General features: G+C 70.6%; 25 protein-coding genes. 9 read left to right on the forward strand and 16 right to left on the reverse strand.

The window, feature by feature from the left end; translation table 11 throughout:
* The first annotated feature begins 4 nt into the window (after positions 1–4).
* Both KNO15_RS09635 and KNO15_RS09640 read left to right on the forward strand, forming a co-directional pair.
* On the forward strand, positions 5–634 hold the full coding sequence (locus tag KNO15_RS09635) for a TMEM175 family protein (protein WP_241703451.1): 630 nt from the start codon (positions 5–7) through the stop codon (positions 632–634).
* A gap of 60 nt (positions 635–694) precedes the next feature.
* Entirely contained in the window at positions 695–883 is a 189-nt protein-coding gene (locus KNO15_RS09640) for a hypothetical protein (protein ID WP_241703453.1), read from the forward strand.
* A gap of 13 nt (positions 884–896) precedes the next feature.
* Here KNO15_RS09640 and KNO15_RS09645 read toward each other — a convergent pair whose 3' ends face one another.
* Positions 897–1,124 carry a hypothetical protein gene (locus KNO15_RS09645; RefSeq protein ID WP_241703455.1) on the reverse strand — a complete coding sequence of 76 codons (228 nt, stop codon included), beginning with the start codon at positions 1,122–1,124 and terminating at the stop codon, positions 897–899.
* Positions 1,125–1,238: 114 nt separating this feature from the next.
* Between KNO15_RS09645 and KNO15_RS09650 the strand changes: the two genes are divergently transcribed.
* The 3 genes from KNO15_RS09650 (at position 1,239) to KNO15_RS09660 (ending at position 6,783) form a co-directional block, all read left to right on the forward strand.
* On the forward strand, positions 1,239–4,088 hold the full coding sequence (locus tag KNO15_RS09650) for a hypothetical protein (protein ID WP_241703456.1): 2,850 nt from the start codon (positions 1,239–1,241) through the stop codon (positions 4,086–4,088).
* A gap of 137 nt (positions 4,089–4,225) precedes the next feature.
* A complete protein-coding gene (locus KNO15_RS09655) occupies positions 4,226–6,481 on the forward strand; it encodes a glycoside hydrolase family 3 C-terminal domain-containing protein (protein WP_241703459.1) in 2,256 nt (751 codons plus the stop codon).
* 68 nt (positions 6,482–6,549) lie between these two features.
* Positions 6,550–6,783: a hypothetical protein gene (locus KNO15_RS09660; protein ID WP_241703461.1), complete on the forward strand. Its 234-nt coding sequence runs from the start codon at positions 6,550–6,552 to the stop codon at positions 6,781–6,783.
* A 102-nt stretch (positions 6,784–6,885) separates the two neighbouring features.
* Here KNO15_RS09660 and KNO15_RS09665 read toward each other — a convergent pair whose 3' ends face one another.
* Positions 6,886–7,086 (reverse strand): hypothetical protein, encoded by a 201-nt coding sequence (locus tag KNO15_RS09665; RefSeq protein ID WP_241703463.1) that lies wholly within the window; start codon positions 7,084–7,086, stop codon positions 6,886–6,888.
* Between the two features lie 65 nt (positions 7,087–7,151).
* On the reverse strand, positions 7,152–7,451 hold the full coding sequence (locus KNO15_RS09670; protein ID WP_241703465.1) for a hypothetical protein: 300 nt from the start codon (positions 7,449–7,451) through the stop codon (positions 7,152–7,154).
* A gap of 89 nt (positions 7,452–7,540) precedes the next feature.
* Between KNO15_RS09670 and KNO15_RS09675 the strand changes: the two genes are divergently transcribed.
* Positions 7,541–7,912 (forward strand): cupin domain-containing protein, encoded by a 372-nt coding sequence (locus KNO15_RS09675; RefSeq protein ID WP_241703467.1) that lies wholly within the window; start codon positions 7,541–7,543, stop codon positions 7,910–7,912.
* Here the strand turns inward: KNO15_RS09675 and KNO15_RS09680 are convergent.
* From KNO15_RS09680 to KNO15_RS09700, 5 genes are all read right to left on the reverse strand, one after another.
* Entirely contained in the window at positions 7,909–8,559 is a 651-nt protein-coding gene (locus tag KNO15_RS09680) for an HAD family hydrolase (RefSeq protein ID WP_241703468.1), read from the reverse strand. The genes KNO15_RS09675 and KNO15_RS09680 overlap by 4 nt on opposite strands.
* Before the next feature lie 239 nt (positions 8,560–8,798).
* Complete coding sequence (locus KNO15_RS09685) at positions 8,799–9,047, reverse strand: hypothetical protein (RefSeq protein ID WP_241703470.1); 249 nt, start codon at positions 9,045–9,047, stop codon at positions 8,799–8,801.
* An 84-nt stretch (positions 9,048–9,131) separates the two neighbouring features.
* Positions 9,132–9,659 (reverse strand): GNAT family N-acetyltransferase, encoded by a 528-nt coding sequence (locus KNO15_RS09690; RefSeq protein WP_241703473.1) that lies wholly within the window; start codon positions 9,657–9,659, stop codon positions 9,132–9,134.
* A gap of 68 nt (positions 9,660–9,727) precedes the next feature.
* Positions 9,728–10,747: a Gfo/Idh/MocA family protein gene (locus KNO15_RS09695; protein WP_241703475.1), complete on the reverse strand. Its 1,020-nt coding sequence runs from the start codon at positions 10,745–10,747 to the stop codon at positions 9,728–9,730.
* A 98-nt stretch (positions 10,748–10,845) separates the two neighbouring features.
* Positions 10,846–11,847, reverse strand: a complete 1,002-nt coding sequence (locus tag KNO15_RS09700) for a Gfo/Idh/MocA family protein (protein ID WP_241703476.1) — start codon at positions 11,845–11,847, stop codon at positions 10,846–10,848.
* A 154-nt stretch (positions 11,848–12,001) separates the two neighbouring features.
* On the opposite strand from KNO15_RS09700, the gene KNO15_RS09705 reads away from it, so the two are divergent.
* Together KNO15_RS09705 and KNO15_RS09710 are read left to right on the forward strand one after the other, a co-directional pair.
* Positions 12,002–12,760, forward strand: coding sequence for an alpha/beta fold hydrolase (locus KNO15_RS09705; protein WP_241703478.1), 759 nt, complete (start codon positions 12,002–12,004; stop codon positions 12,758–12,760).
* 82 nt (positions 12,761–12,842) lie between these two features.
* Complete coding sequence (locus KNO15_RS09710) at positions 12,843–13,157, forward strand: DUF7882 family protein (RefSeq protein ID WP_208038818.1); 315 nt, start codon at positions 12,843–12,845, stop codon at positions 13,155–13,157.
* Positions 13,158–13,194: 37 nt separating this feature from the next.
* Here KNO15_RS09710 and KNO15_RS09715 read toward each other — a convergent pair whose 3' ends face one another.
* From KNO15_RS09715 to KNO15_RS09750, 8 genes are all read right to left on the reverse strand, one after another.
* Positions 13,195–13,446, reverse strand: a complete 252-nt coding sequence (locus tag KNO15_RS09715; protein ID WP_241703480.1) for a hypothetical protein — start codon at positions 13,444–13,446, stop codon at positions 13,195–13,197.
* A gap of 11 nt (positions 13,447–13,457) precedes the next feature.
* Positions 13,458–14,342 carry a hypothetical protein gene (locus KNO15_RS09720; protein ID WP_241703482.1) on the reverse strand — a complete coding sequence of 295 codons (885 nt, stop codon included), beginning with the start codon at positions 14,340–14,342 and terminating at the stop codon, positions 13,458–13,460.
* A gap of 443 nt (positions 14,343–14,785) precedes the next feature.
* The gene (locus KNO15_RS09725; protein ID WP_241703484.1) at positions 14,786–15,628 is read right to left on the reverse strand and encodes a hypothetical protein; all 843 of its coding nucleotides are present in this window, start codon (positions 15,626–15,628) and stop codon (positions 14,786–14,788) included.
* 77 nt (positions 15,629–15,705) lie between these two features.
* On the reverse strand, positions 15,706–15,969 hold the full coding sequence (locus KNO15_RS09730) for a DUF7218 family protein (RefSeq protein WP_241703486.1): 264 nt from the start codon (positions 15,967–15,969) through the stop codon (positions 15,706–15,708).
* Positions 15,970–16,090: 121 nt separating this feature from the next.
* A complete protein-coding gene (locus tag KNO15_RS09735) occupies positions 16,091–16,855 on the reverse strand; it encodes a hypothetical protein (protein WP_241703487.1) in 765 nt (254 codons plus the stop codon).
* Positions 16,856–16,933: 78 nt separating this feature from the next.
* The gene (locus KNO15_RS09740; RefSeq protein ID WP_242599503.1) at positions 16,934–18,421 is read right to left on the reverse strand and encodes an FAD-dependent oxidoreductase; all 1,488 of its coding nucleotides are present in this window, start codon (positions 18,419–18,421) and stop codon (positions 16,934–16,936) included.
* Positions 18,422–18,496: 75 nt separating this feature from the next.
* Positions 18,497–18,769 carry a hypothetical protein gene (locus tag KNO15_RS09745; protein WP_241703489.1) on the reverse strand — a complete coding sequence of 91 codons (273 nt, stop codon included), beginning with the start codon at positions 18,767–18,769 and terminating at the stop codon, positions 18,497–18,499.
* Between the two features lie 88 nt (positions 18,770–18,857).
* Positions 18,858–19,316: a hypothetical protein gene (locus KNO15_RS09750; protein ID WP_241703490.1), complete on the reverse strand. Its 459-nt coding sequence runs from the start codon at positions 19,314–19,316 to the stop codon at positions 18,858–18,860.
* A 17-nt stretch (positions 19,317–19,333) separates the two neighbouring features.
* Here KNO15_RS09750 and KNO15_RS09755 point away from each other — a divergent pair, with 17 nt between their 5' ends.
* Positions 19,334–20,110: a putative protein N(5)-glutamine methyltransferase gene (locus tag KNO15_RS09755; RefSeq protein ID WP_241703491.1), complete on the forward strand. Its 777-nt coding sequence runs from the start codon at positions 19,334–19,336 to the stop codon at positions 20,108–20,110.
* Positions 20,111–20,179 lie beyond the last annotated feature (69 nt).

The following is a 20,179-nucleotide window of genomic DNA, read 5'->3' on the forward strand; positions in this document are numbered from 1 at the left end:
GCGCATGGCGGTGATGCGCACGCAGCGGGGGTTCGACCGGTTGGTCAACTTCTCCGACGCCGTCGTCGCCATCGCGATCACGCTGCTCATCCTCCCGCTGGTGGATGCCAGCCGGGACGTCGTCCAGGACGGCATCGCCGCCTACTTCAGCGCGAACTTCTGGGAGTTCCTCGCCTTCGTGATCACCTTCGCCGTCATCGCGCGACTCTGGATGGTGCATCACCAGGTGTTCGGCTGGATCGACGCCTACACCCCCGCCCTGATGTGGCTCAACATGCTGTGGCTCGCGGCGATCGTCTTCATGCCGTTCACGGCGAACGTGCTGTCGGACAGCCCGAACGGACAGCCGGACGTCTACGCGCTCTATGTCGGTGATCTGCTGCTCGCCACGGTGACGATGCAGGTCATCGAGGTCATCATCGTCCGCACTCCGGGACTGCTGCTGCCGGAGGCGGTCGGCCAGTCGGACACCCTGCGGGGCTGGACGTTCGTCATCCTGATGTCCGTGGCGCTCGTGCTCACGGTGCTCTTCCCGCACGTCGGGATGTTCTGGCTGCTGATCCTCTTCCTCTCCAAGCCGCTGCACATCGTCCTGAGCAGGCTGCTCCGCCGGAAGCCCGGCACAGCCGCCTGAAGCCGCGACCCCCCGTCGCCGGGCCTTCCCACAGCCCGGACCGAGGGTTATCGTCGCGACATGCGACCCAAGACATTCTTCGTGCTCCTGATCATCGCCGCCGCCTACATCCTCGGCGCACGGGCGGGACGCGAGCGCTACGACCAGATCGTCGACTCGCTGACCGCGTTCTGGAACAGCCCGGACGTGAAGGAGGCGCGCAAGAACGCCAAGAAGCAGGCCGCGAAGGCCCGCAAGAAGTACTCCTGACCGACGGGGCCGGTCAGCGCTCGGGGTACTCGCCCTCGGTGTACTCGCCTTCGGGGGCGTCTGCGGGCTCGTCGGCGTCGGTGTACGTGCCTTCGACGGCGGGGTCGGGGCCGGGGTCGCCCTCGGTCTCGGTGTACTGGCCGTGCACGGTGCGCTCGTGGGGGCCTTCGTCGTCGGCCTCGGTGTAGCTGCCCTCGAGGTTCTCGCGGGCGTCGCCTGCCGGCTCATCTGGGGTGCTCATAGCGGTGAGCGTACGCTCTCCGGAGTCGCGCTACCAGAGGCCTGTGCGGGTCTTCAGAGGGCCAGGGCTACCATGCCGTAGCCACCGCCCTCCCGCCCTCGGTATCGTTCGGCCATGGCGCGGTCGCCTTCCATCTTCGCGAGGCGCGGTCCGTCGGTCCTCGAGCTGAGGATCCACGGGATCAAGAACACGCCGCCGGGGGAGATGCTCGGCGTCGCGCCCGGCGACGTGCGCGCCGACCAGGCCGACGAGAACGGCGGCTTCTACGTGCCGACCGTGGATCCGGTCGATCCCGGCGACCCGGCGACCCCGCCGACCGTCATCCGGCGCGAGGGCTACTCCTGGGGCATGTTGGCCCGCTACGGCGGTGGTGCGCTCGTGGCGATCGGACAGTTCTTCGTGCAGCTCGCCTGGTTGCTCATCCTGCCGTTCGGGCTCTGCAACACGGCGTACTGGACCAGGAGGATCCCCGACCAGACGCGGACCGGAGAATGGCACGCCGGCCGCGGCGCCGCCTCCCTGCGGGTCTTCGCGCTCGGGCTCACCCTCCTCTACGTGTGCGCACTGGCCTCGGTGAGCCTCGACCTGGTCGGCACGCAATGCCTCGCCCGGCCGTCGCTGTGCCCGGCCCTCCCCGGCTGGGTGACCGGGTTCTTCGACGCGCCGGGCTTCGACTACCGCGGCATCCGGGTCGCGGTGCTCTCGCTGGTGCCGATCGCGGGCGTCCTGCTGCTGTTCTTCGTCTCGCACCGGGCGCGGACGCGTTATGAGGCCGGGATCTTCGGCACTGCCGCGAAGATCCGCACCGCGAGCGACCTCAGCGGCATCGCGGCAGGGCAGCCCGGGGCGCCGCGGCGGCCGCTGGCCACCGACGGCTTCTGGGGGATCACCCGGGTCAAGCTCCCGAGCGAGCTGCTCCACGTGGCGGCCGCGTTCTTCCTGGTGGCTCTGCTGATCGGCTGGGACGGCGTCTTCCGCTCCTGCGCGCCGGCCGGGGTGGACCTGCCTCCGGCCTGTCTCGACCCGGCGACGTCGCCGCTGCTCGCCAAGTGGTGGCTGGCCGTCGCGGCCGCGCTCGCCGCGCTCGGGCTCGTCGTCGTGGTCGCGCTCGTGGTGCGGCAGGCCGACACGACGGTGGCCGGCAGGGCCGAGCGCGCGCTGGAGGGCATCGCCGCGTCCGATCGTGATGAGCGCCGGCACGCGCTCATCCGCGCGAAACTGCGGCGCCGGGAGGGCACGGCCGGCTGGATGCTGCTGGTCGCGGCGGCTGTGTACCTCGCGGTCGCGGTATCGGTCGCCGTGCCCGACGCGACCGTCGACCACCGCACGACCGTCGGCCACCACGCTCCGGCGTTCCTCGGGCTCGTGATCGCGCCCTCCATCATCCTGGGCGTGCTGCTCGCGATCGCCCTGTCCGCGCTCGGCTGGCGACGCGGGGTGCCGCGCTGGCTCTCGGTGATCGTGGTGGTGGTCGGCGGGGCCTCCCTCCTGGTCGCGGTGGTGTCGACTCCGCGCGACCTCCACCTGGCGCCCCTCACGACCGCGGCGTACGCGATCGCCGCCCTCTGCGCCGTGCTGCTGGCAGTGCTGGTGATCGTCTGGCCGACGGGCCGACGCCGCAGCTTCGCCTATCAGGGCTGGCGTGGCACTGGTCCCGGCGTGATCATGCTGCTGTCGCTCGGCGCCGCGATGCTGCTGTCCACCCTCCTCGTGCTCGGCACCCAGTGCGCGCTCGCCTCGACGGGGCCGACGCCCGGCTGCCCGCTGAGCCCCGGGGGACTGACGACGCCGGTCGCCTACCGCAACTTCGGCGGCACCGTGCCGGTGCTCGCCCTGCTGCTGGCGGTGTTCGTGGTGGTGGTGGCGATGCTGAGGATGCGGACCACCCCGCGGTTGACCACGCCGGAGACCATCGGCGGCCGTGCCCTCAGGGAGCCGCTGCGCAGCTACAGGGACGGCCGGGTGCCGCAGGTGAAGTCGGCGGGCAAGCTCGACTTCCGGATGCTGCGGGCGCGGCGCTCCGCCGCCCTGTTCCACCGCGGCGAGCCGGTGCTCGGCGTGCTCGCCGCGCTGCTCGCCGTCGGCGTGATCGTCGCGATCGCGCTGCCGCAGCCGCTCCGGCCCGCGCTGCTCGACCTCGCCCTGCCGGCACTGGGGCTGATCGCCGTCATCGCCGTCGTGGCGATCGCGGAGAACGCGCTCACCACCAAGGAGCGTCCGATCGGCGTGATGTGGGACCTGATGTGCTTCCTGCCTCGAGCCGGTCATCCGTTCGGGCCGCCGTGCTACGCCGAGCGCGTCATCCCGGAGCTGCGCGACCGCATCGTCGCCTGGCTGGAGGCCGACATCGCGCCGGGTGCGGCCAGTGTCGAGGACCGGCGCACCGCCGAGCAGCGCGCCGAGGACGAGCTGCGAGCGCTGACCACCCGGCAGCGCTGCAAGGTGATCGTCAGCGCGCACAGCCTCGGCGGGGTGCTGGCCGTCTCGACGATCTTCACCCTCGGCGCCGACACCGTCGACGGCCTGAAGAACGTGGGACTTCTCACGTACGGCACCCAGCTGCGCGCCTACTTCGGCCGGTTCTTCCCCGAGCTGTTCGGCCCCGACGCGCTCGGCACCCTCCCGAGCCGGGGCCCGTCGCTGTGGAAAGCCGACCCGTGGCTGCGGCAGGTGGTCGAGGACCACCGCACCGACGGCTCAGGGGGCCGAGATCCCGACCGGCGCGACAGGCCGACCCTCCGCGAGCTGCTGACGCAGCCGGACGGCCAGGTGGGCTGGATCAACCTCTGGCGCCGCACCGACTACCTGGGGTTTCCCGACGCGTCCTTCAAGGACAACGAGATCGACAGGGGCGCCGACGAGTTCGGGCCGCCGCTCTACCTCGTCACCGTCGCCACGCACCCGGGCTATCCGGCGTCGTCGCAGTACATGCGGGCGTTGCGCGATCTCATGCAGCGGTTGTGAGCCTCCGCGTTTGCGCCGAATGTGCCGTCTCAGCGTGCCGAACGCGACATTCGGCGCAACTGTTGGAGCAGCGGGTCCGACAAAAACCGACTGGTGTAAGGTATTGTCCGACCCGCGACCGTCATCGAAGGAGAATCATGGTCGACCGCCTCACCCGCGCATCCGAACTGACCGTCGAAGAGAAGGCGTCGCTCACCAGCGGCCGCAGCTTCTGGGAGACCGAACCCGTCGACCGTGTCGGCATCCCGTCCCTCTATCTCACCGACGGCCCGCACGGCGTCCGCAAGCAGGCGCAGGGCGGTGACCACCTCGGGATCGGCGACAGCGTGCCCGCGACCTGCTTCCCGCCGGCCGTCGCCCTCGGCTCCTCGTGGGACGCCGAGCTGCTCGAGCGCGTCGGCGCGGCGCTCGGGGAGGAGGCCAAGGCCGAAGGCGTCGGCGTGCTGCTCGGCCCCGGCATCAACATCAAGCGCTCGCCGCTGTGCGGCCGCAACTTCGAATACCTCTCGGAGGACCCGATCGTGTCCGGTCGGCTCGGTGCGGCGCTCGTGCGCGGCCTCCAGTCGCAGGGCGTCGGCGCCTCGCTCAAGCACTTCGCCGCCAACAACCAGGAGACCGACCGGCTGCGCGTGAGCGCCGACGTCGACGAGCGGCCGTTGCGCGAGATCTACCTGCGCGGCTTCCAGCACGTGGTCGAGCAGGCCCAGCCGTGGACGGTCATGTGCTCGTACAACCGCATCAACGGCGTCTACGCCAGCGAGGACCCGTGGCTGCTCACCTCCGTGCTGCGCGACGAGTGGGGCTTCGAGGGCCTCGTCGTCTCGGACTGGGGTGCCGTCAACGACCGGGTGAGCGCGCTCGTCGCCGGCCTCGACCTCGAGATGCCGTCGACCGGCGGGGTCACCGACGCACAGCTGGTCGCGGCGGTGCGCGACGGCTCGCTCGCGGAGTCCGTGCTCGACACCGCGGCGGACCGCGTCATCGACCTCGTCGAGAAGGCGCTCGCCGGAGCCGACGCCGACGCCACGTACGACGTCGACGGGCACCACGCTCTCGCCAGGGAGGTCGCGGGCCGCAGCATCGTCCTGCTCAAGAACGACGGCATCCTGCCTCTCGCCACGGCCGCCGGCCGCTCGATCGCCGTGGTGGGCGAGTTCGCCCGCACGCCGCGTTACCAGGGCGCCGGCTCCTCCCAGATCGTCCCGACGCGTCTCGACAACGCACTCGACGAGCTGATCGCGCTCGCCGGCGACGCGACGGTGGCCTTCGCGCCCGGCTACGGTCTCGGCGAATCGGCGGAGGCCGACGCGGTCGCCCTCACCGCCGAGGCCGTCGGCATCGCAGCGGCAGCGGACGACGTGGTGGTGTTCCTCGGACTCCCCGGCGAAGACGAGTCGGAGGGCTTCGATCGCGAGCACCTCGAGCTGCCCGCCGTGCAGACTGAGCTGCTGGAGGCCGTCATCGCCGCCAACCCGCGCGTCACGGTCGTGCTGTCCAACGGCGGAGTCGTACGTGTCTCGGGCTGGGCCGACCGCGTCCCCGCCATCGTCGAGGGCTGGCTGCTCGGGCAGGCCGGCGGAGGTGCGATCGCCGACGTGCTGTTCGGCGTCGTCAACCCGTCCGGCCGTCTCGCGGAGAGCATCCCGGTGCGGATCGAGGACACGGCGTCGTTCCTCAACTTCCCCGGAGAGAAGGGACACGTGCGCTACGGCGAGGGCCTGTTCGTGGGCTACCGCGACTTCGACGCCCGCGGTGCTGCCGTCAGCTTCCCGTTCGGCCACGGCCTCTCGTACACCACCTTCGCGTTCGGCGCTCCGATCGCGACCCCTGCGGCCGACGGCGGCATCCGCGTGACGGTGGAGGTCACCAACACCGGCGACCGCGACGGCCGGGAGGTCGTGCAGGTCTACGTCTCGGTTCCGGCCTCGCGCGTGCAGCGCCCGGTGCGCGAGCTCAAGGGCTTCGCCACCGTCGCGGTCGCCGCGGGCGCGACCGAGACCGTCGTCGTCGAGCTCACGGCGTCCGACCTGGCCTACTACGACACCGAGCTCGGCGGGTGGTCGGTGGAGGGAGGCGACTACGTCGTGGAGGTCGGGGCGTCGTCCCGCGACCTGCGCGGCTCCGTCACCGTGACCCTGGCCGGCGACGGCCGCACCGCCCCGCTGACCGTCGACTCGACGCTCGGCGAGTGGCTCGAGCACCCGGTCGGCGGCCCGATCCTGATGGCCGCGCTGGCGCAGAGCGCGGAGGCGGAGGGCATGGGTGCCATGCTCGCCGACCCGAGCCTGCGCCGGATGGCCGAGTCCATTCCGCTGGTGCGCGCGGCGGCGTTCCCGGGGAGCCCGGTCACACGCGAGCAGCTGGACCAGCTGGTGGCCGCGGCGAGCGCGTAGCGTACGCCTCTTTGCGGCACGGTGAACCCCCTTGCGAGAGCGAGGGGGTTCGGCGTTCCGTGAGATGCATGAGCGACAAGCGTGACGAGCAGGATGCGGTCACCGGCCACGACCCGGCCATCGGGCCGGCGGGCGACCCCGAAGGAGATGACATCGGCGCCGAGGACGTGACGGGCGCCCGGACCCAGGACGAGCCGGCCGCCGGCTCGGACGGCGCCGAGCCGCCTCCCGCCGACTTCGACCCCGCCCAGCAGCCGTCGAATCCCGACCTGGTCGCGAACGTCGAACCGCCGGACGAGTGAGCCGGAGCGTTCGCACAGACGCGTTCGCACAGAGACCGCGGCCCCGCCCACGTCATCCCGGGTGGGGCCGCTCTGCGTCCCGGCCCGGCCTCCGCGACGGGCTCAGCGCACGCCAGAGCCCCGGTTGGCGTACATCCACACCGCGCCGACGGCGAGTCCGATCAGGAGCATCCCGATCCCGATGCCGAGGATGGACGTGTCCCCGGTGCGCGGCACGAGGAGGCCGACGACGAACAGCACCGCGCCGAGGTTGAGCAGCACGGCGGCCACCCAGCCGAGCGTCCTGCGCAGCGCTGCGTTCATCCCCGGTATCGTAGCCCGCCGCCCTGCGCGCACCGTGTGTGCGAACGCGCCGGGGTCGGCGGGCTTCAGGACCCGCCCAGGTTCCCGGTCGCCTCTGGCTCCTCGTCGAGCGCCTCGTTGATGAGCGCCGCCACCAGGAACTTCCAGTCCGAGCCTTCATGGAGCGTCTCTGTGTAGCCCAGCGGGATGGCGCCGAACACCGGTTCGTGCTCCTCGCCTTCGGCCGATACCCGCACGAGCCGCCCGAGCTCGGCGTGCGACTCGTCGAGGACGACCCACTGGCCCGGCGCCTTCTTCTCGACGTGGAAGATGCGCTCGCGGTACGGGTAGCGGACGCTCGACATCTCGAGTTCGCTCGCGGACATGGTCATCCCTTCCGTCGGTTGACCCTCTCACGGTGCATCCAACGCCTGAAGGGCTGCCCTTGGCAAGATGCGCACCCTAGGCTGACGCCATGAGCGGCCCCGTCCACAACCTCGATGAAGCGTTCGCCCTCGTGCCGGAGCCGTGGCAGCCGCACCGGCTGACCAGCGCCAACGACTACGACGTCAAGGTCGCCCGGCTGCATGGCGAGTTCATCTGGCACACGCATCCCGACACCGACGAGCTGTTCCTGGTGCTGTCGGGCCGGCTGACCATCGGCCTGCGCGACGGCGATGTCGATCTCGGCCCGCACGACGTCTTCGTCGTCCCGAAGGGCGTCGAGCACCGCCCGCGGGCGGACGAGGAGGCGCTGGTCGTCCTGTTCGAGCCGAAGGGCACCGTGAACACCGGCGACCGGCCGGGGGAGCGGACGAGCGAGCTCCGGGAGCTGCCCGGCGATTAGAGCACGTCGTCGAGCGCGGCGAGCAGCGCCGCGGGGTCGTCGTGGACCGCCCGCGCGCCGGAGCCGAGCAGCTCCGGGGCGCCGACCCCGCCGCACAGCACGCCTATGGAGCGGATGCCTGCGCGGGCCGCGGCCGCCATGTCCCACACCGAGTCGCCGACCATGAGCGCGTCGGAGGAGGCCGCGTCCGCGCGGCTCAGCGCGACCTCCAGGATGCCGGGGTCCGGCTTGGCGGACTCGACGTCGTCGGCCGAGGTGACGGCGTGGATGGCGTCGTCGGCGTCGAGGGCTCCGCGCAGCAGAGCCAGCTCGTCCTCGGGCGCGGATGTGGCGAGCACCACCCGGATTCCGCGGGCGGCGATCGCGCGCAGCAGGCCTGCGGCCTCGTCGAACGCACGCAGCCGCGGAGCCAGTGTGCGGTAGTGCGCGCTGTGCAGCGACTTCGCGCGCTCGTTCCAGGCTTCGTCGCGCTCGCCGGCGACAGCGCGCAGCAGTCGGGCGGAGTCCTGGCCGATGGCACGGTGGATGCGCCAGGCGTCGACGGCGACGTCGAGGTCGCCGAGCGCGCGCTGCCACGCGTCGACGTGGAGGTAGTTCGAATCGACGAGCGTTCCGTCGACGTCGAAGAGCACGGTTCTGATCGTCATGCCGCACTGTGTACACCCGGTTCCGGGGGGCTCCCTGCGTGCGCCCCGGCTCGTGTGCCCGCGGACCCGCGCTCCCTCGGCCGATCAGCGACACCGCCCGGGCGATCACGAGGAGGACGAGGAGGACGAATCCGGCGAACGATTCCAGCGCCATCAGCAGCTTGGCCCGGTGCGTCAGCGGCATCGTGTCGGTCGGGCTGAACGCCATCGAGTTGGAGCGTGTCCGCGCGGATCCGGCCTCAGTTGAAGATGGCCCAGTCGGAGCGGCTCAGTTTAGCCCGTTGCCCGTTGATGACCAGGTACCAGCTCTCCTCGTCGCGGTGGAGGTACTGGGCGAGCATGGTGGTGTAGCGCCATTCGCCGGACACCTGGGTCCAACGGATCAGGGAGATGAGCTGGCCTTGGCGGAGATACGGCACCGCGACGAAATCGTCGTGCCGCGGGTGCTCGGGACCTCGGAGCTGGCCCCCCGCCTTCGGAGTGCTCATGCGTCACTTTAACCCCAAGACCCACCCTTTGGGAACAGTTCCTGCCCTGAAGATATGCAATAGATCTCGTGTCAATCGACCGGATCAGGGGCTCGCGGCAGCTGCCGCTGACCGGTTCCAGACGGTGAGGGGACGGCCGTCCACGTGGGTGCCGGAGCGGAACCTCCGGAAGCCGCAGCGCACCGCCACGGCCTCGCTCGCGGCGTTCCCGTCGAGGGTGCTCAGCCAGACGACCGACTCGCCCTGGTCGGCCAGCCACTGGGTGAGAGCGGTGACCGCTGCGGTCACCAGGCCGCGGCCCCGCGCCTCCGGCCGAAGCGCGTAGAAGACCTCGAACCCGCCGTCAGACCTCCCGAACCCGACGGTGCCGAGCGCGTCACCCTGCTCGTCGACGACATAGCGGATGCCGTGCTGCGCGTCGGCGGCACGCACGTTGCGTGCGGCGCGCAGCCGGGCCCCGTCCTCGTCGAGGTCGGCCGGATACATCGTCCACCGCGGCACATCTTCGACCCGCGCGAGCTGCAGCTCGATCGCCCAGTCGGACTCCTCGAGCCGCCGCAGCGCGACGCCGGGATGGCCGGGGAGGTCGAGGTGCAGAGGGAACGGATCCATGAGACGAGGCTACGCCCCGGGCCGCAGCAGGATCCGCCGCGGCCCGGGGCGTGCTCAGTGCGTCGAGCTCAGTGCGTCGTGCTCAGGGCGGGGATGGCCGCGACCGTGCGCGTGCGGGCGGACTCGTAGGCGCCGAGGATGATGCCCAGGACCTCGATGCCCTCCTTCTGCGTGTGCAGGGGCCGGGTGCCGTCGAGGATGCTGCGCGCGAAGTGGTTCAGCTCCTCGCCGAACTGGTGCACCGGCTCCAGTTCGAAGACCGTCGGCTCCGCGTCGCCGCGCTTCTTCACGGTCAGTGTGGTGCCGTCGCTGGTGAGGCTCCCGAGCTCGCCGACCGCCGAGAACTTCTCGGTGCCGGGAGCGGCTTCGTACGCCCAGCTGGTGACCACGGTGCCGATCACGCCGTTGTCGAACCGCACGAGCACGGTGGCCGAGTCCTCGCCCTCCATGAACGTCAGCCGGTGGGTGGCGAGCATCGCCGTCACCTCCACGGGCGTGCCACCCGCCAGGTGCAGCAGCAGGTAGGTCGGGTGGTAGCCGGTGTCGATGAGCTCACCGCCGCCCGAGGTGGACGCGTGCGCACGCCATCCCATGTTCGCCGGGTCGAAGTCGTTGAAGAACGAGTCGGTGGTGCGCACCTCGTACACGCGTCCGATCGCTCCGGACTCGATGAGCTCCTTCGCGCGGGCCACGGCGGGGAGGAACAGCTGGTTGTGCGCGCTCATCAGCGTGACCCCCGCCTCCTCGACGGCGGCGGAGACCTCGGCGGCCTCCTCCGCAGTCAGGCAGAGCGGCTTCTCGCAGAGGATGTGCTTGCCGGCCCGTGCGGCGGCGACGATGGCGTCCTTGTGGAGGTGGTGCGGGAGGCAGATGTCGACGGCGTCGATGTCGGCCTCGGCGAGCATGGTGCGGTAGTCGGCGTAGATGGCCGCGCCGGTGGCCTCGGCGCGCTTCTCCGCGCTCTCGCGGACCGGGTCGGCGACCGCGGCGAACGTGATGGTGTCGGGGTGGCGCAGGTAGCCCTCGACGTGGGCGCCGGCGATGCCGCCGGCGCCGATCAGGCCGATACGGACGGTGTTTTCGGACATAACGGAAGTCTCCAGAGAATTCGAATGGTCGAGGGGCACATAAACGCCCCCAAAAGTCGCGGATAGGGGCGCTTGCGTGCCCCTCGGCGGAAGGTGGGTCAGCGGGTGGCCGGCAGGGGGAGGGCGGGTGTCACTGCGGCGTGGGCCGCGGCCGACGCGTTGGCGGCGACCACCGTGCGGGTGAGCGCGAGCGCATGGTCGAGGTTCGCGTCGGCCCTGCTGCCGTCGTGGATGCGTCGCACCCATTCGTCGAACGCGCCCGGCTCGTCGTCGGGCAGCGGCAGCTCGCGCCAGCCGTCGCCGACGTCGAGCAGAAGGCCGCCCCCGGCGGCGCCGTAGGCCAGCGCCCCCTGTGTTCCGCGCAGCTCGATCGTGAAGTCGCCCTGTCCCTGCACGAGACTGGCCTCGAACACGCCGATCCTGCCGCCCTCGAACTCGGCGGTGACCACCGCGTTGTCCTCGACCTCCCGGCCGGTGACACTGCCGTACGTCGCGGTGATGCGGAGCGGCTCGCTCCGGTGGAAGAGGCGGGTGAGGTACGCAGGGTGACAGCCGAGGTCGGTGAGCGCACCGCCGATGGCCTCCGCCGGATACCCGAACCGGTCGGGCAGCCAGCCGGCCACCCACCCGTCGTGGGCGAGCCGGACCCGGCTGTAGGCGAGCTCGCCGAGGGTGCCCTCGTCGAGCACGCGCTCGATGGCGAGCGTGTAGCCGTGGTGCAGCCGCGGAAGCGAGACGACGAGCGACACCCCGGCGGCGTCGGCCGCGGCGACGAGCTCCTCGGCCTCCTCGACGGTCGGCGCGAGCACCTTCTCGGTGAAGACGTGCTTGCCCGCCGCGATGGCGCGACCGATGACGTCGCGGTGCTGATCGGTGGACGTGGTGACGGTGACGGCGTCGAGCCCGTCGCGGGCCAGCAGCTCGTCGAGGTCGGCGACGAACTCGACGCCGAACTGCTCGGCGGCGGCCCGGCCGCGCTCGGGATCGTCGTCCCAGATGGCGACGAGGGTGGTTCCGGGATGGTTCTGGGCCGCGCGCGCGTAATCGCCCGCGTGCACGTGCCAGAAACCGATCGCAGCGACAGCGAGTGGATGGGACATGACCTGTGAAGGCCTCCTTGCCTGGTATTCGATGCGCGCGAACGCGTCCAGCCTAACCACTTCACCGCGTGCTTCGAAGACCTTTTGCCGGATTGCCAGCAGAAGTCGACGACTCGGGGCGGTGCGCGGCCGCCGGGGTGTAGCGTCGGGCACTGTGACGCGAATCCCACTGCATCGCGAATGGCACGGCGACGAGGACTCGCCGTATCCGCCGCTGCTGCTCATCCACGGCGGCGGCTCCACCATCCCGTCGAACTGGGGGATGCTGATCCCGCTGCTCGAGCGCAGCCGGTCGCTGCTCGCCGTCGAGCTGCAGGGGCACGGCCGCACGCCCGCGGGCGACCGCGAGCCGTCGTTCGAGGAGTCGGCCGACGACGTCGCGGCGGTGCTCGACGAACTGCACCTCGCGCCTGTCGACGTCCTCGGCTTCAGCAACGGCGGTCAGGTCGCGCTGCAGCTGGCAGCGCGCCATCCCGAGCGGGTGCGCCGGCTGGTCCTCGCCTCGACGCCGGTGCGACGGGAGGCTATGGTCGACGGGTTCTGGGACGGCCTGGAGGCCGGACGGTTCGAAGACCTCCCCGCGGTCTACGCCGATGCCGACCTCGCCGTGAGCCGTGACCCCGAGCACGCCAGGCGGATGTTCGAGCTCGACCGGCAGCTGATGCTCGGCTTCGCCGACTTCCCGGACGAGCTGATCGCGTCGGTCGCCGCTCCGACCCTCGTCGTCGGCGCAGACGGCGACGTCATCCGCGCCGGGCATTTCGTGGAGCTGGCCGCTCTGCTTCCCGACGCGCGCCTGCTGATCGTGCCTGGCGGTCACGGCGACTACCTCGGCGAGCTGTTGGCGGCGTCGGGAGACGACCGCGCGCTGCGATCGTTCCTGCCGTACCTGCTGGCATTCCTCGAAGGTTGAACCTTTATAGGTCATTCAGAAGCGTGTCAATCCCCTTTCTTCGCATGCGCGGATGGAGCACTCGTAAGGCACTATTGGGACCATGGGAAAACTCCTCTACGGCGCGGGTCAGGAATATGACCTCGACGACCGCGTGCTGAGTCACGTCAAGCTCGCGATCGTCGCCAAACTGCGCCGCCACGAGAGCTTCCTGCTCAACTGGGATGTGCCCGTGGATCAGGGCTCCGGACGCGTCTCGCTCTGGATCAGCCGCGAGATCCCGCTCGCGTTCCAGTTCTCCGGAAGCCGCCCGCCGGCGATCAACCCGCAGTGGCTGGAGGCACTCATGCACACCTCGCAGCGCACGGGCGGCATGGTCGTCATGGCCGAGGACGAGGTCGGGCACCACCTGCCGTAGCTGTCCGTCCTGAAGCTCATCGAACCAGCGAACCGGTCTAAGTTTCCTTTACTCCGTCAAGCCGTCGGTATCGCCCAACGCTGTACTTCTTGTCGTGAGTGGCGATGGCGATGAAGATCACACCAAACAGGCAGGCCATCCCCGCAAAAACGCAGGAAGCTGTGTCGTCGGCGGCGATGCCGAAGACTGTCACGCATCCTGCCAGACCAAGCCAAGCGAACCCGGTCCACAGCCGCGGCAAACCGAACAACCACCTCATCCAACGGGGCAGGTCATGCGACTCGCTCACCTGATGCCCTTTCATCCTCGACAAGCGGTGATATTCGGTAGTCCCTGACTAGCCACATATCCGATTGCTCCGGACAGGAACCTCACCAACCAGCCGGGACCATAAACCGTTGCCACCCCAACACCGATCGCAATGTAGCACTCGGGGGTGCCGAAAGCTTGAGGGTTCGCGGGAGTCCCATAGCCGGTGAGCGCGATGGTTTGTACTTTTGTGCCGTTGATGTACTTCTGCAGATACGAACCTTTGCATGTGTTGAGCGCGGTCCCGGGCTGAAGGAAATAGCTGCTGCCGTTCTGGAGGACGCAGTTGTACGAGTAGACGCCCGTCGACGGGTCGGCCACTACCGGGAAAGCTGTCTTCTCGGTGGTCTCCACGACCTGGGTGAGGGTGTTCCCGTTGACCTCGTAGTGCGTCGGCACCGGGTCCCCGTTGGCGTCCTTCGCCCAGGCATCGCCGAACACCGTCAGGGGTGCCCCGTTTGCAGTGACGACAGCGACGACTCCGTCCGGCGACTGCACGAGCGACGCGCCCGCCGGTGGATCGATCGGGTAGTCGTACCGCTGGGGTGCATCCGCGTTGGCAATCACCGTGTGGATCTGGAGGATGCCATCCTCCGTGATGACCGGGACAGTGCTGGAGCCGTTGTGGTTGTCGTAGACCACAACTCCTGCGATCGACGACGCAGTGGCATCGCCGGCTTGGGCTGCGAACGGCAAGCCGATCTGGATTTTCTCGCCAAGCTCGATCCCGTCGGCGGCATCCGTCGGAATGGATAGGCGAACATCATCGATGGTCGCCTCAACGGCAACACCATCGCCAGTCGCCATGCCTGCGGCCGCGGCCACCGTGACTGGAGTCGTGGCCTGAATCGCTCCGACCGCGTCCGCTGAGTTCACTGCAGCCGAGTCAGCCGGGGCGAAACCCACCGACAACAGTCCGACTGTGCACATCGCGGCAACCCCTGCAAACAACCTTATGCGCGTCATACGTCCTCGTATTTCTTGCGTTGCGGATCCGAGTCCCTCATCAAGAACCCAGAAGGCAAAGCGTAGCATCTGACATAGATATGTAACTACTGGCTCCCGTAGCACCACGGCGGCCCATCACGCTCCAGGCATCAACCACGTCCCCCGGAGAGCCGACTACCCACTAACGCGACCGTCATCAGGAGAGACCGGGCAACGGTCAGCTTCTCGGGCGAGTTCGCACCCACAGTGGTTCGTGCCAGAGGTGCGTCGTACTTCCGGAGGCAGTCGAGGGCAAAGAGCTGTCACGTTGCGAGGAGTGGCCGAAAGGAACTGTCAGAGGTTCGCTCAGGTCGGAACCACCTGAACAGAGGTCACTCGCCGCGAGCCTCTGCCAGCGCCCGTTCCGCCTCGCGCACAGCGCGCTGGAGGTCGGGGATGCGCTTCCGCAGCGCCCGTTCCGCCGCTTTCGACTCCGCCAGCTCGGCCTCGGTGCGTTGCAGGCGACGGTCGAGGGAGGCCCGCTCCGCCTCCAGGTCGGCGCGACGGTCGACCTCCTCGTCGAGCTCGTCGTCGAGGGCGTCCGCCTCCGACCGCGCGCGTTCCAGTGCGCGCTCGGCCGCACGGACGGCGCGCTGTCGTTCGCGGCGCTCGCTTGCGGACTCGCGCGCCGTCGCCGTCGACTCCGGCGCGGGCTCGGCCTGCGGGGCGGCGGTGGAGGGACGCGGCCTCGCGGTCAGCTCCGACGCATCGAGCGGCACGGCGACCGCCTCGGAGACGTCCACCGACTCCACCCCCGTGGATTCGAGCGCGCGCACGAGCATCCCGCTGCGCACGGCAGCGGCAGCCGCGGGGTCGATCACGGCGGCCTGGAGGGTCTCCTCGACCTCCCTGCCCACCGCCGGGCTCGCGTCGAGGTCGCGCAGCGCGGTCTGGAGGAGCCGCTGACGCTGGCGGGTCAGCTCGCGGATGGCCTCGCGGTCGCGAGCGGCGAACGCCTCGCGCATCCGGTCGCCGAGGGCGAGGATGCGGTCGATCAGCGCGGGGTCCCTGCGGGTCAGTGCGTTCACCGCGGCCGCCGACGCGGTCGGCTTGCGCAGCCCCTTGATGCCGGCGCGCAGCCCACCGTCGGCACCGGCGGCCGCCGTCGCCCGTGCCGCGACGAAGTCAGCGGGTGCGACCCCGTACAGGTCCGCGGCGACGTCGCGCAGGTCCATGGCGCGAGTGTACGCGCTCGGAGCCCGAGGGCGCGCTCGGCGGTCGGTGCGGTTCGGCGGTCGGTGCGGCTCGGTGGTCAGTGCGAGCGGAGCGCCTTCACCAGCTCTGGCTTGGTCTTCTTGGAGTACCCGGTCAGCCCGAGCTCCTTGGCCCGCTTCTTGAGCTCTGGCACGGTCCAGTCGTCGTACGATCCGGACTCGCCTCCCTTGCGGCCGACCGACTTCCGTCCGCGCGCGGCAGCAGCGTTGGAGATCCGCGCCGCCTTCTCCTTCGAATCGCCTTCGTCGCGGAGCTTCTCGTACAGTTCCTGGTCCTTCAGCGAGGCCTCACGTCCGGGCATGATGCCCTCCTTCCGTCGTGCAGCGCGCACGGTACCCCTCGGTCGGCCTCCGGTCACCGGGTGCGCGGAAGCAGAAGGACCCGTGGCCGGGCGGCCACGGGTCCTTCTGCGACGGTGAGTGCTACGCGCGCGGCGCCTTCGACGCCTTGATCGCGGCGAACCATGCGTTGGACGGGCGCAGCCAGAGCATCACGACTGCGACGATCGACGCCAGCACCTGCAGCAGCCCGAATGGGAAGCCGGGGAGGACGTTGAACAGCGACAGCACGGTGAGCACGGTCAGGACGATCCGGGCCCAGTTGGCGCCGCGGCGCGCGAAGAACGCGAAGAGCACGAAGACGATCGCCCAGAAGATCAGCGTGACGATCGACCAGCCGATGGCGAACGCGATCACCGCGTCGACCACCTGCTGAGCGCTCTGGCCGTGCAGGTCGGTGTTGGAGCCCGCCAGCTGGCGGAGGGCGGCGGCACGGTTGCTTCCGGCGCTGACCACGGTCACGATGCCGCCGATCACGCTGAGCACCGCACTCGCGATGTACAGCCAGAACGCGGTGTTGACCGTCGTCGGGATGCCGGTGGGGCGCTCGACGGGCGCCGCAGCGGCCGCGCCGTACGCCGGGAAGGCCCCGGGAGGTGCCGGCGGTGCCGAGGGGAAACCGCCGGCGGGTGCTGCGGGCTCTGGAGCGACGGGCGGGGCCGGAGGCGCCGGAGGCAGGTCGCCTGCGGGCGGCGCGGGCGGTGCCGGCTCGGCGGGAGCGGGAGCGGGCTCGGCGGGCGCCGCGGGCGGCTCTGCGGGCGCCGCGGGCTCGGAAGCCGGCGGGACGGCGCCGTTCTGGTCGCCGCCCTCTGCGGGCCGCGGCGTGTTCTCGTCCTCAGGAATGCTCATGCCGCGACGATACTGGAATCGCTCTGGTCAAGCTATACTCTGGCGCGCGCGGCGTGAGGATCGCTCGGAGGGAGCGTGTCACGCGTGGCCCAGCGGTTCGACCGCCGGGCCCTCCAGCACGGTGCCGTCCGGCGCGAACCGAGAGCCGTGCAGCGGGCAGTCCCAGGAGCGCTCGGCATCGTTCCAGCGCACGATACCGCCGAGGTGCGTGCAGACCGCGCTCAGCTCGCAGGTGCGCCCGTCGACGGTCGAGACGGCGACCGGAGCGACTCCGCGGCGGCCGACGGCCCCCATCCCTTCGGCCGGTGCGAGGTTCTCGTTCGCGTGCGCCGTCTCGGCCGCCGCCCAGCCGCGCGCCGCCTCGATTCCGGTGGCGGCGTTCGCGCGCGCTCCGTCGGCGAGATCGATCGGCCGGGTGACCCGGTGGTGCAGGATCCGCGCCCATTCCGGGACCTCCGCCCCGGAGAGGTCGGCGCTCAGGCTGATCGCGGCAGCCACCGCGTTGGTCAACCCCCGCTTGTCGTACCCCGTGGCCAGGTGGATCCGGCCCCGGCCGCGCGGCAGCCATCCGACGAACGGCACCCGGTTGACCGAGCGGTAGTCCTGCGCCGCCCACCAGGTCGTTCGCTCGGCACCGGGGAACGTCCGCTCCGCCCAGGCCGTCAGACCGGCGACGTGCGCCGCGGTCGAACCGCCACGGCCGGCGGGATGGCCGTCGCCTCCCACCAGGAGCAGGTCGCCGTCCGCGTCGCGCGCCGTGCGGAGCGACCGTGCGGGCGTCTCCGCCGAGAGATGCATTGCCTGCGGGAGGACGCCGGGCACCCGGAACGCCGCGACGTACGACCGGTACGGTTCGGTCTTGGCGAAGTAGAGGCCGCGGTCGAGGATGGGCGTTCCGGTCGCCAGGACCACAGCGTCGGCGGTGGTCCGCCCCGAGCTGCTGGTCACGACAGCGGGGTCTGCCGCGGAGACGGCGGTGACCCGCTCTCCCTCGACGATGCGGCCTCCCAGCCTGCGCAGCTCCGCGGCGAGCGCGGCGAGCACCTGCATCGGGTGCACCTGCGCCTGGTCGCGCAGGATCAGTGCGCCCTCGACAGGGAACGGCAGCTCGCACGCGCGCTCCTCGGAGACCGGCAGGCCGACCGCACGGGCCGCGCGGAGCTCCGCATCCAGACGGTCGAGTCCGTCGAGCGTGGTCGCGAAGGTGTACGCGTCTCGCACGTCGTACGGCACCCGGTGGTCGTCGAGGAAGTCGAGCAGCCAGTCGCGCCCTGCCGCATTGCCGTCGACATAAGCGGCGGCGACGCGTTCCGACGAGAAGCGCGTGATCTGCGACAACTGCGTGCCCTGCAGCAGGCTGACCTTCCCCGTCGTGTTCCCGCTGGTCACCGCTCCCACCGTTCGGGCCTCGAGCACGCACACGCGAGCACCGCCGTGCGCCAGCATGACGCCGGTGGCGAGCCCGGTCAGGCCGGCCCCGGCGATCACGACGTCGTAGGCGCCGTCCCACTCGAAGCGGTCGGTCGGGATGGGGGGAGCGGTCCGGAGCCAGAGCGACGTCGACATGATCCGAGCGTGCTCCACCCCGGCAGCGTAGGTAAGGCGGTTGACATTCGAACGCGCGCGATCAAACGCGCGCGATCAACTGAGGGAGTCGAAGTCGAACCAGAAGGAGTCGTCCTCCTCGTGCTCGCTCGCGGCGACCGGTTCACGGGGGATGCTGGCCGTCTCGATGCGCACCCGGGTCTGGCCGGTCACGAAGATCTCGCTCGGCGGCCGGCTCGACTGCGTGATCGACACGAAGTCACCCGCGCTTCTGCTCGCTTCGATGATGCGCCGTTTGAGTTCGTCGACAGGCTCGCGATCGACGAACGTGAAGCGCAACTCGTCGATGTAGACGTGGAACACCTGCATGCTCAACTCCCCGGAATCTCGCCCTCTCGCCGAATAGTACGCGGCCCACCGGGTTGCGCCAGTGCACAGGTGTATCGGGAAGGGATTCTCACATCAAGTCGATGTCGAGCCCTTCGAGCTCGTCGGTGCCCTGGTGCACGAAGGTCGCTCGTTGCGGTCCGAAGGCGTCCATGCGCTTGTCGAGGTCGGCGACGAAGTCGTCGGCATGCAACTCCGCGCCGTCGAACTTCTCGGTCTCCGCCAGGATCTGACTGGCCGGCCCGAGCAGCAGAAGCGTCTCGCCGATATCGCCGTTGTCGAGGATCGCGGGCGCGCGGACCTCCGCGGCCGCGGCGTTCGTCGCGAGGGTGGCCGCGAATCGCACCACCGCATCCGCGATCTCGTCGCCGGTCAGCAACGAGCCGCTCGCGTAGTGGATCCTTTTCATGAACCATTCGTACGAGCCGAACACCCGGCGGTCAAGGGGCCGGGGAGGGGGTTGCGCATCCGCACAATCGCGGGTTGTCTGCCCGCCGTCACCCTGAATCGGCCTCGCGGCGTGCGGCATGCCTCTAGCATGAGGCCGTGACTGGAGGTGTCGAGGACGAGGTGATCGTGGCACGGCTGCGCGCGGCAGGCTGTGTCTTCGCGGAGGAGGAGGCCGCGCTGCTCGTGGAAGCCGCGGGCTCCGCGGAGGAGCTCGACGCCCTGGTCGCACGCCGCGTCGGTGGGGAGCCACTGGAACCCCTGCTCGGTTTCGCCGAGTTCGGCGGCCTGCGCATCCACGTCGATGCCGGGGTGTTCGTTCCGCGGCGGCGCACCGAGTTGCTCGCGGCGACGGCGGCAGGGCTCGCGCGGTCCGGCGAGGTGGTGCTCGATCTCTGCTGCGGTGCCGGCGCGATCGGCGCCGTCGTCGCCGCGCGTGTCCCCGGGGTCGTGGTCTACGCCGCCGACGTCGATCCGGCTGCTGTGCGCGCCGCCCGGGTGAACCTCCCGCCGGAGCGCGTCTTCGCCGGCGACCTGTTCGCCGCGCTGCCCGACTCGCTGAGAGGGGCGATCTCGGTGGTCGCCGTGAACGCCCCCTACGTCCCGACGGAGGCGATCGCGCTGATGCCGCCGGAGGCCCGGCTCTACGAGCCGGCCGTGGCGCTGGACGGCGGCGCGGACGGCCTCGACCTCCACCGCCGTATCGCCGCGGAGGCAGGGGAGTGGCTCGCGCCGGGCGGTTCCGTCGTCATCGAGACCAGCCGGGAGCAGTCGGCGCGCAGCGTCGCGCTCTTCGAGGCCGTCGGCTTCTCCGCACGCGTGGTCGAGGACGACGACCTCGACGCCACCATCGTGCTCGCGACCCGCACCTCCTGAAACCGGCGTCCTGACCGCGGGGTCGGTGCGGGGCCAGGACGGATGGCTCCGGGGGCGCGACGGGGGTAG

The organism is Leifsonia shinshuensis (genome assembly GCF_022606355.1).
Taxonomy (GTDB): Bacteria; Actinomycetota; Actinomycetes; order Actinomycetales; family Microbacteriaceae; genus Leifsonia; species Leifsonia shinshuensis_B.

What these genes read in the sequence shown, in the direction of transcription:
- KNO15_RS09735 (WP_241703487.1), bottom strand. Translation starts at nt 16,855, where the DNA reads ATGAGCATTCCTGAGGACGAGAACACGCCGCGGCCCGCAGAGGGCGGC.
- KNO15_RS09670 (WP_241703465.1), bottom strand. Translation starts at nt 7,451, where the DNA reads ATGTCCGCGAGCGAACTCGAGATGTCGAGCGTCCGCTACCCGTACCGC.
- KNO15_RS09635 (WP_241703451.1), top strand. Translation starts at nt 5, where the DNA reads ATGGCGGTGATGCGCACGCAGCGGGGGTTCGACCGGTTGGTCAACTTC.
- KNO15_RS09725 (WP_241703484.1), bottom strand. Translation starts at nt 15,628, where the DNA reads ATGGACCTGCGCGACGTCGCCGCGGACCTGTACGGGGTCGCACCCGCT.
- KNO15_RS09640 (WP_241703453.1), top strand. Translation starts at nt 695, where the DNA reads ATGCGACCCAAGACATTCTTCGTGCTCCTGATCATCGCCGCCGCCTAC.
- KNO15_RS09750 (WP_241703490.1), bottom strand. Translation starts at nt 19,316, where the DNA reads ATGCCGCACGCCGCGAGGCCGATTCAGGGTGACGGCGGGCAGACAACC.
- KNO15_RS09730 (WP_241703486.1), bottom strand. Translation starts at nt 15,969, where the DNA reads ATGCCCGGACGTGAGGCCTCGCTGAAGGACCAGGAACTGTACGAGAAG.
- KNO15_RS09665 (WP_241703463.1), bottom strand. Translation starts at nt 7,086, where the DNA reads ATGAACGCAGCGCTGCGCAGGACGCTCGGCTGGGTGGCCGCCGTGCTG.
- KNO15_RS09675 (WP_241703467.1), top strand. Translation starts at nt 7,541, where the DNA reads ATGAGCGGCCCCGTCCACAACCTCGATGAAGCGTTCGCCCTCGTGCCG.
- KNO15_RS09690 (WP_241703473.1), bottom strand. Translation starts at nt 9,659, where the DNA reads ATGGATCCGTTCCCTCTGCACCTCGACCTCCCCGGCCATCCCGGCGTC.
- KNO15_RS09745 (WP_241703489.1), bottom strand. Translation starts at nt 18,769, where the DNA reads ATGCAGGTGTTCCACGTCTACATCGACGAGTTGCGCTTCACGTTCGTC.
- KNO15_RS09660 (WP_241703461.1), top strand. Translation starts at nt 6,550, where the DNA reads ATGAGCGACAAGCGTGACGAGCAGGATGCGGTCACCGGCCACGACCCG.
- KNO15_RS09700 (WP_241703476.1), bottom strand. Translation starts at nt 11,847, where the DNA reads ATGTCCCATCCACTCGCTGTCGCTGCGATCGGTTTCTGGCACGTGCAC.
- KNO15_RS09740 (WP_242599503.1), bottom strand. Translation starts at nt 18,421, where the DNA reads ATGTCGACGTCGCTCTGGCTCCGGACCGCTCCCCCCATCCCGACCGAC.
- KNO15_RS09650 (WP_241703456.1), top strand. Translation starts at nt 1,239, where the DNA reads ATGGCGCGGTCGCCTTCCATCTTCGCGAGGCGCGGTCCGTCGGTCCTC.
- KNO15_RS09680 (WP_241703468.1), bottom strand. Translation starts at nt 8,559, where the DNA reads ATGACGATCAGAACCGTGCTCTTCGACGTCGACGGAACGCTCGTCGAT.
- KNO15_RS09695 (WP_241703475.1), bottom strand. Translation starts at nt 10,747, where the DNA reads ATGTCCGAAAACACCGTCCGTATCGGCCTGATCGGCGCCGGCGGCATC.
- KNO15_RS09710 (WP_208038818.1), top strand. Translation starts at nt 12,843, where the DNA reads ATGGGAAAACTCCTCTACGGCGCGGGTCAGGAATATGACCTCGACGAC.
- KNO15_RS09655 (WP_241703459.1), top strand. Translation starts at nt 4,226, where the DNA reads ATGGTCGACCGCCTCACCCGCGCATCCGAACTGACCGTCGAAGAGAAG.
- KNO15_RS09645 (WP_241703455.1), bottom strand. Translation starts at nt 1,124, where the DNA reads ATGAGCACCCCAGATGAGCCGGCAGGCGACGCCCGCGAGAACCTCGAG.
- KNO15_RS09685 (WP_241703470.1), bottom strand. Translation starts at nt 9,047, where the DNA reads ATGAGCACTCCGAAGGCGGGGGGCCAGCTCCGAGGTCCCGAGCACCCG.